Genomic DNA, 13,333 nt, shown 5'->3' on the forward strand with positions numbered 1-13,333 from the left:
GGCCAGTGAACTGTTCGAAGAACAGGTGGTGATGGCCGACACCCTCGATGCGCCGTGGCAGGCCTTTTTCGATCAGGTCACGGGCCTGATGGACCAGACCTATCAACTCAACGAAGCCACCCTGAAGTTTCTCGGCACCCAGTTGCAGCAGCGGCTGGAGCAGCACCGTACCCACATGGTGTTGCAGGCGGTGGCGCTGGCGCTGGTGTTTGTGTTGATTTTTTACCTCTATGGTGGGTTCTACGCTTCGACTCGCACCACCCTCAAGCGTCTGGGCGCAGTGATGGACAAGGTGGCGGCCGGTGACATGACCGTGACCTTCAGCGCCAACAGCCGCGACGAGCTGGGCGAGTTGGGTGAGGTGTTCACCGGTACCGTGAAGAAAATCCATGACCTGATCGAGCGAGTGGGGCAGACCGTCAGCGAGGTCGAGCGCCAGGCCGGGCAGGTCGAAAGCGTGTCCGCCCAGAGCAACCAGGCGGTAGCGGGGCAGCGTACGCAGATCGAACAGGTCGCCACCGCGATGAACCAGATGTCGGCCACTTCCCAGGAGGTGGCGCGCAGTGCCTCTGCGGCCGTCAGCAGTGCCCACAGCGTCAATGACGAGACCGTCAGCGGTCGCGGATTGGTGGAGTCCCAGCAGGGCAGCATCGCTGCACTGGCCAGCGAAATCGATCAGTCGGTGCGGGTGATCAATCAACTGGCCAGCGACAGTCAGTCCATCAGTCGTGTGCTGGAGGTGATCAAAAGCATTGCCGAACAGACCAACCTGCTGGCCCTCAACGCCGCCATTGAAGCCGCCCGCGCGGGCGAGCAGGGCCGGGGTTTTGCGGTGGTGGCGGATGAGGTGCGGACCCTGGCCAAGCGCACCCAGCAATCGACCGAAGAAATCGAGCAGATGATCGCCAAGTTGCACAGCGGTGTCGGTGCGGCGGTCAAGGCAATGGGCACCAGCCATCAGATGGCTAGCGGCACGGTCGGGCAGTCGGAAAAGGTCCAGCAGGCGCTGGAAAACATCCTCGGCGCCGTCGGCATGATCGTCGACCAGAACCAGCAGATTGCCGCTGCGGTAGAGCAGCAGACCGCTGTGGCTCACGACATCGACCAGAACATCGTCGAGATCAACCGCGCCGGCGAGCGCACCGCCGAAGGCGCGCACCAGACCGAGAATGCGAGCCGAGCGCTGTCGGCGCAGGTGGTGGAGCTCAAGCAGTTGATCAGTGCGTTCCGGGTTTGATGCCACGAAGCAGATCAAATGTGGGAATCAACGGATTACCAGTTGAACAGCTCACAGGCGTTGGCCGTGCTGGCAGCGGCCAGTTGTTCGGGGCTGATCGTCATGAGGGTGGCCAGTGCCTCACAGATCGCCGGCAAATGGGCCGGGCTGTTGCGTTGGCCGGGGAACATGGCGGGGGCCATGTCCGGTGAGTCGGTTTCCAGTACCACCGATTCAAGGGGCAAACCGGCAATCACCCGGTGCATGCGCAAGGCTTGTGGCCAGGTCGCGGCGCCGCCGAGGCCGAGTTTGAAACCGAGCTTGATGTATTCGCGAGCCTCTTCCTGGCTGCCGGCGAAGGCATGAATGATCCCCGCCCGTTTCAAGCGAAACCGTTTGAGTGTGGCGATCACCGCTGCGTGGCTGCGTCGCACATGAATCAATGCTGGAAGATTGAAGTCCGCCGCCAGTTGCAGTTGGGCGTCGAACAGCGTTTGCTGACGTTCACGATCCAGAGTTTCGATGAAGTAATCCAGACCGATCTCGCCCACCGCGCATAGCTGGCGATGGCCCGCTAACCGCGTCAGCCAGTCACCGAGTTCGGTCAAATCTTCAGGGCGATGGTCATCCAGATACACCGGGTGCAAACCAAACGCCGCGTGCAGATCGGGATCGCTTTGCACCAGCTCCCAGACCCGCTGCCAATTGGCCTGATACACCCCCAGCACCACCATCCGCCGCACGCCGAGGGCGCGGCTCTCGGCCAGCAGCGCCTGACGATCCGGGTCGAAGTCCGGAAAGTCCAGGTGAGTGTGGGTGTCGATCAGTTCCACGGTTCAGTCCTGAAGAATACGCTGCTTGAACGTCCGCGCGATGGCCTGCACGCCGGGCTGGTAATCGGCCTGTTCGATGGCGGTCACTGCCAGTTCCAGGGCTTTGTCGGCGATCAGTTGATGCTGCTGGGCCATGGCGTTGACCGGCAGCGGCAGGAAGTCCAGCAACTGCGTATCACCAAAGGTGCCCAGGCGCAGCGGGCGGCTTTTCAGCGGGAAATCGTGCAAGGCATCGAACACGCCCTGAAGCAGCACGTAGGAGGTGGTCACCAGCGCATCCGGCAAATGGCCCAGGCGTTGGATCAATTCTTCCATCAGTTGTTTGCCGCACTCACGGCTGAACGACTCGCCGTGCTCGATCAGCGCCTCGCCTTTGAAACCGTTCAGCGCTTCCTTGAAGCCCGCTGCCCGCTCCTGGCTGATACTCAATTCGGGGCGTGCACCGAGCAGCGCGATCTGTTTTGGCAGCGGGGTCAGCAGGCTGCGGGTCAGGTGCAGGCTGGCTTCGCGATCATCGCTGATCACCGAGCAGAAATGCTCGGGCTCCATCACCCGGTCGATGGCGATGATCGGAATGCCTTTGGCCTGCAACTGGCGATAACTGTCGTCACCGGCCGGCAGGCAACTGGCGACGATCAGCGCATCGCAGCGGCGGGCGCGGAACAGTTGCAGCAATTGCCGTTCGCTGTCCGGCGCATCGTCGGAGCTGGCGATCAGCAGCTGATAGCCGCGCGCCCGGGCGCCTTGTTCCAGCAGTTTGGCGATTCGCGCGTAACTGGGGTTTTCCAGGTCCGGCAGAATGAAGCCCAGGGTGCGGGTGTGCCGACTGCGCAGCCCGGCGGCCTGCGGGTTGGGCGTGAAGCCATGTTGTTCGACCACTGCCCGCACGCGCTCGACAGTGGCGCTGCTGATGCGTTGCTGTTCGGCCTTGCCATTGATGACGTAACTGGCGGTGGTCACGGAGACACCGGCCAATTGTGCAATATCACTGAGTTTCAACCCGGTATTCCTTGTTTTTAGAGCGTGCCCTGACATTTTCGCCAATCCTACCCGATTGAGGCAGGCGACCATTGTCGCAGCACATCCGATAATTGGACTTCAAGGATGAGACATTATCGAGTAACGTGCCTAAGATTCTAGATTAAACGTTTCAGCAGGCGTATTTTCTACGTTATAGGTCGCTTTGGCCGGTTCTGCCGCGAAACCGCCAAAACTGCGTCTGAAAAGGTGTTCTCAAAACGCCTAAGCTGAATCAATCAAAACAATACCTGGCGTCACACGGCGCCAAAAAGGAGAAAGCATGCTCGAGCTCACCATAGAGCAGATATCCATGGGCCAGTCGGCTGTGGATAAAGCCACCGCCTTGCAATTGCTCGCTGACCGACTCGTGACCGATGGCCTGGTGGCCGACGGTTACCTCGCAGGCTTGCAGGCCCGGGAAGCCCAGGGCTCGACCTTTCTCGGCCAAGGTATTGCCATCCCCCATGGCACTCCCGAAACCCGCGATCAGGTATTCGCCACCGGCGTGCGGCTGATGCAGTTTCCTGACGGCGTGGACTGGGGCAATGGCCAGATCGTTTATCTGGCCATCGGTATCGCCGCCAAATCCGATGAACACCTGCGCCTGCTGCAACTGCTGACCCGTGCCCTCGGTGAAACCGATCTGGGCCAGGCCCTGCGCCGCGCCAGTTCCGCCGAGGCCTTGCTGAAATTGCTGCAAGGCGCGCCACAAGAGCTGGCACTGGACGCACAGATGATCGGCCTCGGTGTGTCCGCCGATGACTTCGAAGAGCTGGTTTGGCGCGGTGCCCGTTTGCTGCGTCAGGCCGATTGCGTGAGCAACGGTTTTGCTGGCGTCTTGCAGCAGGTCGAAGCGTTGCCGCTGGGCGATGGCCTGTGGTGGCTGCACAGCGAGCAAACAGTGAAGCGTCCGGGCCTGGCGTTCGTTACCCCGGACAAACCCATCCGCTACCTCGGTCAGCCACTGAGCGGGCTGTTCTGCCTGGCCAGCCTCGGTGAAGCCCATCAGGCGCTGCTCGAACGTCTTTGCGCGTTGCTGATTGAAGGTCGCGGCCATGAATTGGGCCGTGCCACCAGTAGCCGCGCGGTGCTGGAAGTCCTTGGCGGTGAAGTGCCGGCGGACTGGCCGAGCGCACGCATTGCCCTGGCCAACGCCCACGGTTTGCATGCGCGCCCGGCGAAGATCCTCGCGCAACTGGCGAAAAGTTTTGAAGGCGAGATCCGTATACGCATCGTCGATGGCCACGACAGCGCGGTGTCGGTGAAGAGTTTGAGCAAACTGCTCAGCCTTGGCGCCCGTCGCGGTCAGGTGCTGGAGCTCATCGCCGAACCGGTCATCGCCGCCGACGCCTTGCCGGCCTTGCTGGCGGCCATCGAAGAAGGCCTCGGTGAAGAAGTCGAGCCGCTGCCCGTGGTAAGCCAGCAGCGCGAAGTGCTCGTGGAGGTGGAGGTCGCCGAAACACTGCTCGCGCCAGCGTCCGGCAGCCTGATTCAGGCGATTGCCGCGGCACCGGGGATCGCCATCGGCCCGGCGCATATTCAAGTGCTGCAAGTCATCGATTACCCGCTGCGCGGTGAGTCCGCGGCCATCGAGCGCGAGCGTCTCAAGCAAGCGCTGGCCGATGTGCGTCGTGACATCGAAGGCCTGATCGAGCGCAGCAAGGCCAAAGCGATTCGCGAGATTTTCATCACCCATCAGGAAATGCTCGACGACCCGGAATTGACCGACGAAGTCGAAACCCGCCTCAAGCAAGGTGAAAGCGCCGAAGCGGCGTGGATGACGGTGATCGAAGCCGCCGCCAAACAACAGGAAGCGCTGCAGGACGCGTTGCTCGCCGAACGTGCCGCCGACTTGCGCGACATTGGCCGTCGGGTGCTGGCGCATTTGTGTGGCGTCGAAACGCCTGCGGAGCCTGCGCAACCGTACATTCTGGTGATGGACGAAGTCGGCCCGTCGGATGTGGCGCGTCTTGATCCGACGCGCGTCGCCGGCATTCTCACCGCTCGCGGTGGTGCCACGGCCCACAGTGCGATTGTCGCCCGGGCCCTGGGTATTCCGGCACTGGTGGGCGCCGGCGCCGCCGTGTTGCTGCTGAAACCGGGCACGCCGCTGTTGATCGATGGCCAACGCGGCCGCCTGCACGTGGACGCCGATGCCGCGACCTTACAGCGCGCCACCGAAGAGCGCGACACCCGCGAACTGCGTCTGAAAGCTGCCGCCGAACAACGCCATCAACCGGCGCTGACCACCGACGGCCACCCCGTGGAAGTGTTCGCCAATATCGGTGAAAGCGCTGGCGTCACCAGTGCGGTGGAGCAGGGCGCCGAAGGCATTGGCCTGTTGCGCACCGAACTGATTTTCATGGCTCATTCACAAGCACCGGACGAGGCCACCCAGGAAGTCGAATACCGTCGTGTACTCGATGGCCTTGCCGGGCGGCCGCTGGTGGTGCGCACCCTCGATGTCGGTGGCGACAAACCGCTGCCGTACTGGCCGATCGCCAAAGAAGAAAATCCGTTCCTCGGCGTGCGTGGCATTCGCCTGACCCTGCAACGTCCGCAGGTCATGGAAGCGCAATTGCGCGCCTTGCTGCGTGCGGCGGATAACCGTCCCTTGCGGATCATGTTCCCGATGGTGGGCAGCGTCGATGAGTGGCGCCAGGCTCGGGACATGACCGAACGTCTGCGTCTGGAAATCCCGGTCGCCGATCTGCAACTGGGGATCATGATCGAAGTGCCGTCGGCTGCCTTGCTGGCGCCGGTATTGGCCAAGGAAGTGGACTTCTTCAGCGTCGGCACCAACGACCTGACCCAGTACACCCTGGCCATCGACCGTGGTCACCCGACTTTGTCGGCCCAGGCTGACGGCTTGCACCCGGCGGTGCTGCAACTGATCGACATCACCGTGCGTGCGGCTCATGCTCATGGCAAGTGGGTCGGCGTGTGCGGTGAACTGGCGGCCGATCCGCTGGCGGTGCCGGTGCTGGTGGGCCTGGGTGTGGATGAGTTGAGCGTGTCGGGCCGCAGCATTGCCGAGGTCAAGGCGCGCATTCGCGAACTCAGCCTGACCCAGACTCAAACCCTTGCCCAACAGGCCCTGGCCGTGGGCAGCGCGAACGAAGTCCGCGCATTAGTGGAGGCGCTGTAATGGCCAAGATCTTAACCCTGACCCTCAACCCGGCGCTGGACCTTACCGTTCAATTGCCGATGCTTGTGCCCGGTCAGGTCAATCGCAGCGACGAAATGCACACCCACGCCGCCGGCAAAGGGGTGAACGTGGCGCAGGTGCTGGCCGACCTCGGGCATCAGCTGACTGTCAGCGGGTTTCTCGGGGAAGATAACCTTCAGGCGTTCGAAACCCTGTTCGCCAAACGCGGCTTCACCGACGCGTTTATCCGCGTCCCTGGTGAGACCCGCAGCAATATCAAGTTGGCGGAAAACGATGGGCGCATCACCGACATCAACGGCCCGGGGCCGCGGGTCAGTGAAGCGGCGCAGCAGGCTTTGCTCGATCGGCTCGACCAGATTGCACCAGGGCATGACGCGGTCGTGGTGGCCGGCAGTTTGCCCCGTGGCGTGAGTGCTCAATGGTTGCGGGAGTTGATCCTGCGCTTGAAAAAACGCGGCTTGAACGTTGCGCTCGACACCAGCGGTGAAGCCCTGCGCGCCGGCCTGTCGGCTGGCCCGTGGCTGATCAAGCCCAACACTGAAGAGCTGGCTGAAGCACTGGATTGCGAAGTGGTTTCCGTGGGCGCCCAAGCCGAGGCCGCGAGCCGTTTGCACGCTCATGGCATCGAGCACGTGGTGATTTCCCACGGTGCCGACGGGGTGAACTGGTTCAGTGTCGGCTCGGCGATGCACGCCACGCCGCCCAAGGTCAGTGTGGTCAGCACCGTCGGTGCGGGGGATTCGTTGCTGGCGGGCATGTTGCACGGCTTGCTCAGTGCCGATACGCCTGAACAGACCTTGCGTACCGCCACCGCGATTGCCGCCATGGCCGTGACTCAGATCGGTTTTGGCATCGGCGACGCCGCGCAACTGGCGCAGCTCGAACAGGGCGTGCGCGTGCGCCCCCTGACAGAACAATAAGAGGGTTTGCAATGAAATTAGCCATTGTTACGGCCTGCCCGAACGGCATGGTCACCAGTGTGCTGTGTGCTCGTCTGCTCGATGCAGCGGCCCAGCGTCAGGGCTGGAGCACCAGTGTCGAAGTCGTGGATGCAGCCCATCCGGAACGTCAATTGTCGGCGGCGATCATCGAGGCCGCCGAGTGGGTGTTGCTGGTCACCAGCGCGCCGGTGGATATGTCGCGGTTTATCGGCAAACGGGTGTTCCAGAGCACCCCGGCCCAGGCCCTGCAAGATGTCGAAGCGGTGCTGCGCCGTGGGGTAGAGGAAGCCGAGGTTTACGTCGCGCCCGCAGCCACCGCTGAACCTGCCGCGGTTGCTAAACAGGCGCCACGCCTGGTGGCCGTCACCGCGTGCCCGACCGGTGTCGCCCACACCTTCATGGCCGCCGAAGCCTTGCAGCAAGCGGCCAAGCGTCTGGGTTACGACCTGCAAGTGGAAACCCAGGGCTCGGTCGGCGCACGCAATCCGCTTAGTGCAGAGGCGATTGCCGATGCTGATGTGGTGCTGCTGGCGGCAGACATCGAAGTTGCCACCGAGCGTTTTGCCGGCAAGAAAATCTACCGCTGCGGCACAGGCATCGCCCTGAAACAGGCCGAAGCGACGCTGAACAAAGCCCTGGCCGAAGGCAAGCAGGAAAGCGCTGCGACCGGCGCCAAAGGCCCGGCCAAGCAAGAGAAGACCGGTATCTACAAACACCTGCTGACCGGTGTCTCGTACATGTTGCCGATGGTGGTGGCGGGCGGTCTGATGATTGCCTTGTCCTTCGTGTTCGGCATCACCGCGTTCAAGGAGCAAGGCACGCTCGCGGCGGCGCTGATGCAGATCGGCGGCGAGAGCGCGTTCAAACTGATGGTGCCGCTGTTGGCGGGTTACATCGCCTACTCGATCGCTGACCGTCCGGGCCTGGCGCCGGGGATGATCGGTGGTTTGTTGGCGAGCACGCTCGGTGCCGGTTTCATCGGCGGGATCATTGCTGGTTTCATCGCCGGCTATGCGGCCCAGGCGATCAACCGTTATGCGCGCTTGCCGCAAAGTCTTGAGGCGCTGAAGCCGATCCTGATCATTCCGTTGCTGGCGAGCCTGTTTACCGGTCTGGTGATGATCTACGTGGTTGGCAAACCGGTGGCCGGGATGCTTGCGGGGCTTACCCATTTCCTCGACAGCATGGGCACCACCAACGCAATTCTGCTCGGTGTGCTGCTGGGCGGCATGATGTGCGTCGACCTTGGTGGGCCGATCAACAAGGCGGCTTACGCGTTTTCGGTGGGGCTGCTGGCATCGCAGAGTTATGCACCGATGGCCGCGACCATGGCCGCCGGCATGGTGCCGCCGATTGGCCTGGGCATCGCCACGTTGATTGCCCGGCGCAAGTTCGCCCAGACGGAACGCGAGGCCGGTAAAGCGGCGCTGGTGCTGGGGCTGTGCTTTATCTCCGAAGGGGCGATTCCGTTCGCGGCCAAAGACCCGCTGCGGGTGATTCCGGCGAGCATCGCCGGCGGTGCGCTGACCGGCGCGTTGTCGATGTACTTCGGCTGCAAACTCATGGCGCCGCACGGTGGATTGTTTGTGATGCTGATTCCGAATGCGATCAACCATGCGCTGTTGTATCTGCTGGCGATCGTGGCCGGGAGTCTGCTGACGGCGGTGGTGTATTCGGTGCTCAAGCGACCGGAAACAGTGGAACTGGCGCTGGAGCCGGCTAACGCTTAACAGCCAAAGATCGCAGCCTTTGGCAGCTCCCGGCCAGAACAGTGTTCGACCGCGATATGGCGGCGTACATCGAGCCTGGAGCTGCTGGAGGGTGCGATCTTTTTTGTGTCATACCTGATTCATGCGGCCATGCTTTAGTTTTCCTTTTTCAGGGAGAGCACCATGAGCGAATTCGACCTCGGCCGCCGTCGTGTCATACAAGCTGTCGGAGCCGGGCTGTTGCTGCCCGGGCTGGCGCCGGCGGTGATTGCATCGGTCAAGGATCGACCGCAACTCACCGATGGTGTGCAGTCCGGCGACCTGTTGGGCGACCGGGCGATGATCTGGAGCCGTAGCGATCGCGCGGCGCGGATGGTGGTGGAATGGGACACGCGCAGCCTGTTCAGCAACCCTCGTCGATTCGTCTCGCCATTGGCCGATGCCGGCACCGATTTCACCGCTCGGGTCGAGCTCACCGGCCTGCCTGCCGATCAGGCAATTTTCTACCGCGTGACGTTCGAAGACGCCCAGAGCGGTGTCGCCAGCGAACCGTGGTTCGGCCATCTGCGCAGTGTGCCCAGCGCTCGGCGGAATATTCGCTTCGTCTGGAGTGGCGACACGGTTGGCCAAGGCTTCGGCATCAACCCGGACATCGGCGGTATGCGCATCTACGAAGCCATGCGTCTGCGCCTGCCGGACTTTTTTATCCACAGCGGTGACACCATCTACGCCGACGGCCCGGTGCCGGCGCAACTGACCACCGAAAGCGGCCGGGTGTGGCGCAACATCACCAGCGAAGCCAAGAGCAAAGTCGCCGAAACCCTCGACGAGTATCGCGGCAATTACCGCTACAACCTGATGGACGAAAACGTCCGTCGTTTCAACGCCGAAGTGCCGCAGATCTGGCAATGGGACGACCACGAAGTGGTGAACAACTGGTCGCCGGGCAAGCAACTGGATGATCGCTACAAGAGCAAAGATATCCACAGCCTGGTGGGCCGCGCACGGCAGGCCTGGCTGGAATATGCGCCGATGCGTTTGCAGAGCGCCGACGGTGGCGGGCGGATTTATCGCAAGCTGAGTTACGGGCCGATGCTCGATGTGTTCGTGCTCGACATGCGCAGCTACCGAGGTGCCAACGACGACAACCTCGGTGCCGCCAAGCCGTTTCTCGGTCGCGAACAATTGGACTGGCTCAAACGTGAATTGAAAGGCTCCCAGGCTCAATGGAAAGTCATCGCCGCTGACATGCCCATCGGCCTCGGCGTCCCGGACGGCGAAGTCAGCCCCGGTGTGGCGCGTTGGGAAGCGGTGGCCAACGGTGATCCAGGCCCGGCTCAGGGCCGTGAACTGGAGATCGCTGAATTACTGGGCTTTCTGCGAGCGCAGCAGGTGCGCAATTTCGTTTGGCTGACGGCGGATGTGCATTATTGCGCGGCGCACCATTACCATCCTGATCGCGCGGCGTTCCAGAACTTCGAGCCGTTCTGGGAATTTGTCGCGGGGCCGCTGAATGCGGGGAGCTTCGGGCCGAATGCGCTGGATAAAACCTTCGGCCCCGAGGTGGTGTTCCAGAAGGCGCCAGCGGCGCAGAACACCTCGCCGTTTGCCGGGTTTCAGTTTTTTGGCGAGGTGAACATCGATGGGCAGTCGGGGGAGTTGAGTGTCGTGCTGCGGGATCTGGATGGGGTGGGGGTGTTCGAGCGTAAGTTGCAGCCGGTTTGAGGGCAGCATGATTGTTCCCACGCTTTGCGTGGGAACAATCATCAACGGTGTCAGTAAACGTCGCGGCGGTAGCGGCCCTGTTCGATCAGGCGCTCGACTTCATCCGCACCCAGCACGTCGTTAAGCACTTGGTCCACCCCTGACGCCATCCCCTGCAAACTGCCGCAGATGTAAATCACGGCGCCATCGGCCAGCCATTTCTTCAGCTCGCCGGCAGACTCGCGCAGGCGATCCTGCACATAGACTTTCTCGGCCTGATCGCGGGAAAACGCCAGGTCCAGACGTGCCAGATCACCGTTGATCAACCACTCTTCCAGTTCCGCACGGCACAGGTAATCGTGTTCCCGATTGCGCTCGCCAAACAGCAGCCAGTGGTGCTGTTGCCCGTCGGCAATCCGTGCCTTGAGCAAGCTGCGCAACCCGGCCAGCCCGGTGCCGTTGCCCAGCAGGATCATCGGCACCGGTTCGTTCGGCATATGGAAACCACTGTTGCGCCGCACCCGCAGGCTGATGTGGTTACCCACAGGGACATGTTCGGTCAACCAGCCGGAGCCGATGCCCAGGCTGCCGTCTGGGTGCCGCTCCTGACGCACGATCAATTCCAGCACGCCGTCGGCGGCGATCGAGGCGATGGAGTATTCGCGCAGGGCCAGTGGCACCAACGCATTCACCAGCGCTTGCGCGTGCAGGCCGACCAGATGAGCGCGGTTCTCGGGCAGTTGGCGGCTGGCCAGGGCTTGCTCCAGAGACTGCGACAGGCCATCGAGTTCAACCGTGGCTCGACCATCAATTCCCAGGCCTTCGAGGAAATGCTCGATGGCCCACGCACCATTGCGCGGCAGCACTTCCACCAGATCACCGGCCAGCCAACTGCTGGTGCTGGGAGCGGTGAGGCCGAGCAAGTACACGGGAGCTCCACTGCTGTCCGGGTTCATCAATTCGCGGCGGGTCAGGGTCCAGTTGTCGTAGCTGGGCGCTTGCCAGGTGTCGACCGGTGCCTGACCCGTCAGCAGACCGAGTTGCTGTTGCCAGTGACGCAGGGCGTAAGGGTCGCCACCGTCGACTTCAACCGGGGCGAACAAGGTCTTGCCGCCGTGCTCGCCCAGCCAGGTGTGCAAGCGACGGGCGAAGCCGCAGAAGTGTTGATACTGGCGGTCACCGAGGCCGAGCACGGCATAGTTCAGGCGTTTAAGACTCGGTGCACGCCCCAGCACTTTACGTTCGAAACCGCGGGCGCTGTCCGGCGCTTCGCCGTCGCCGAAGGTGCTGACCACAAACAGCGCGTTGCTGGAATCTCGCAGGTCCTGTTCGCTGACATCGGCCAACGGTTGAACTTTCACCGGTAATCCGGCGGCCTGCAATTGCCCGGCAGTCTGCCAGGCGAGCTGCTCGGCAAACCCGCTCTGGCTGGCGAAGCCGATCAGCCATGCCGGTGCGTCGCTACCCGGTTGCTCAAGGCCTTTACGGGCATCCTTGATCTGACGTTTCTTGCGTCGGCGGTCCAGGTACAGCAACCAGCCCGTGACGAAAAACAGCGGCATGCTCAGCGCGGTGATGGTCAGGATGATCCGCCCGACCAGCCCGAAATAACTGCCGACGTGCAGTGCATAAATACTGGTCAGCAACTGCGCCTTGAGGCTCTTGTCGCTGTAGCGGTCATGACGGCTGACGGCGCCGGTCACCGGATCGAGGGTGATCTGGTTCCGTGCCTGGTCGTGGGGTGAATCCTTCAGCAGGTAGAACACGGTTGCCGGTTGCCCGGCCACTGGCGGCATCCGAACGTTGTAGGACGAAAGACCAGGGCCGGCGGCGCTGTAGATGCTGCTCCACATGGCGGCGTAATCGGCGGTGGGGGCCGGGCCGCTTGGCGCAGGGCCGCGACCACTGCGAACCCGCTCGTTTTGCGGCGAGTCGGACAGCAGCCTGGTCAGCCCTTTGTTGTACCACTCGTACGACCAGGACAACCCGGTCAGTGCCGCCAAAAGGTAGAACACCAGGCACCAGGTACCGGCCACCGAGTGCAGGTCCCAGTTGAAGCTGCGGCCCTTCTTCTTCCAGTCCAGCGTCAGCCAGGCGCGCCAGCTTTTCCACTGGCGCGGCCAACGCAGGTACAGGCCGGACAGGCAGAAGAACACCAGAATCAGCGTGCAGGCGCCGGTGATCTGCCGGCCGGTATCACCCATGGCGAGGAAGCGGTGCAACTGCAGCATCAGGCCGAAGAAGTCCTGGCCGGTGACGTCGCCCATGAACTCGGCGGTGTACGGGTCGAAATAACGCATCTGCCCGCGACGTTCGCCGGGCGGCGCCGTGAAGATCACCCGCGCAGCATTGCCGCTGTCGGTCTCGACCCAGAGCATAGAGACGATCTTGCCCGAAGCACTTTCGATTTTCTCCACCAGTTCGGCCGGTGGCAGCACGCCGGCGATCTGCTTCTCGACGTGCAGCACGGAGGGGTTCAGCGTTCGCAGGATTTCATCCTGAAACGATACTGCCGCCCCGGTAATGCCCATCAGGGCCAGGACCAGTCCGGCGCTGATGCCGAAAAACCAGTGCAACTGGAACAGGGATTTCTTCAACACGTCGCTCGCCTTGTTCGTTCAAAAGTCATCATCACGGCGCGCATTATGCCGTGAGTTGTCGAGAAGCATTCTTTTTTACACGCAAAAGCCCCGTTCACTTTGATGAACGGGGCTTTGGCCTGAGCGCTTTGGTCTTCACGC

General features: G+C 62.5%; 8 protein-coding genes. 5 read left to right on the forward strand and 3 right to left on the reverse strand.

Features of this window, described 5'->3' with window-relative positions:
- The first annotated feature begins 532 nt into the window (after window positions 1–532).
- Window positions 533–1,237, forward strand: a complete 705-nt coding sequence (locus F475_RS31120) for a methyl-accepting chemotaxis protein (protein ID WP_371924359.1) — start codon at window positions 533–535, stop codon at window positions 1,235–1,237.
- Between the two features lie 35 nt (window positions 1,238–1,272).
- Here F475_RS31120 and F475_RS19010 read toward each other — a convergent pair whose 3' ends face one another.
- Complete coding sequence (locus tag F475_RS19010) at window positions 1,273–2,049, reverse strand: TatD family hydrolase (RefSeq protein WP_019651087.1); 777 nt, start codon at window positions 2,047–2,049, stop codon at window positions 1,273–1,275.
- A gap of 3 nt (window positions 2,050–2,052) precedes the next feature.
- Window positions 2,053–3,048, reverse strand: a complete 996-nt coding sequence (gene cra / locus F475_RS19015; RefSeq protein ID WP_018929498.1) for a catabolite repressor/activator — start codon at window positions 3,046–3,048, stop codon at window positions 2,053–2,055.
- Between the two features lie 301 nt (window positions 3,049–3,349).
- On the opposite strand from cra, the gene ptsP reads away from it, so the two are divergent.
- The 4 genes from ptsP (at window position 3,350) to F475_RS19035 (ending at window position 10,613) form a co-directional block, all read left to right on the forward strand.
- Complete coding sequence (gene ptsP, locus F475_RS19020; protein ID WP_019582441.1) at window positions 3,350–6,217, forward strand: phosphoenolpyruvate--protein phosphotransferase; 2,868 nt, start codon at window positions 3,350–3,352, stop codon at window positions 6,215–6,217.
- A complete protein-coding gene (gene pfkB, locus F475_RS19025) occupies window positions 6,217–7,158 on the forward strand; it encodes a 1-phosphofructokinase (RefSeq protein WP_018929500.1) in 942 nt (313 codons plus the stop codon). Before ptsP ends, pfkB begins: the two co-directional genes overlap by 1 nt.
- Window positions 7,159–7,169: 11 nt before the next feature.
- Window positions 7,170–8,909: a PTS fructose-like transporter subunit IIB gene (locus F475_RS19030; protein ID WP_064616146.1), complete on the forward strand. Its 1,740-nt coding sequence runs from the start codon at window positions 7,170–7,172 to the stop codon at window positions 8,907–8,909.
- Window positions 8,910–9,071: 162 nt separating this feature from the next.
- Window positions 9,072–10,613 (forward strand): alkaline phosphatase, encoded by a 1,542-nt coding sequence (locus F475_RS19035; RefSeq protein ID WP_111454487.1) that lies wholly within the window; start codon window positions 9,072–9,074, stop codon window positions 10,611–10,613.
- A gap of 50 nt (window positions 10,614–10,663) precedes the next feature.
- Here F475_RS19035 and F475_RS19040 read toward each other — a convergent pair whose 3' ends face one another.
- On the reverse strand, window positions 10,664–13,192 hold the full coding sequence (locus F475_RS19040) for a sulfite reductase flavoprotein subunit alpha (protein WP_111454488.1): 2,529 nt from the start codon (window positions 13,190–13,192) through the stop codon (window positions 10,664–10,666).
- Window positions 13,193–13,333 lie beyond the last annotated feature (141 nt).

Origin of the sequence: Pseudomonas sp. URMO17WK12:I6 (genome assembly GCF_003253625.1) — a bacterium.
GTDB lineage: Bacteria > Pseudomonadota > Gammaproteobacteria > Pseudomonadales > Pseudomonadaceae > Aquipseudomonas.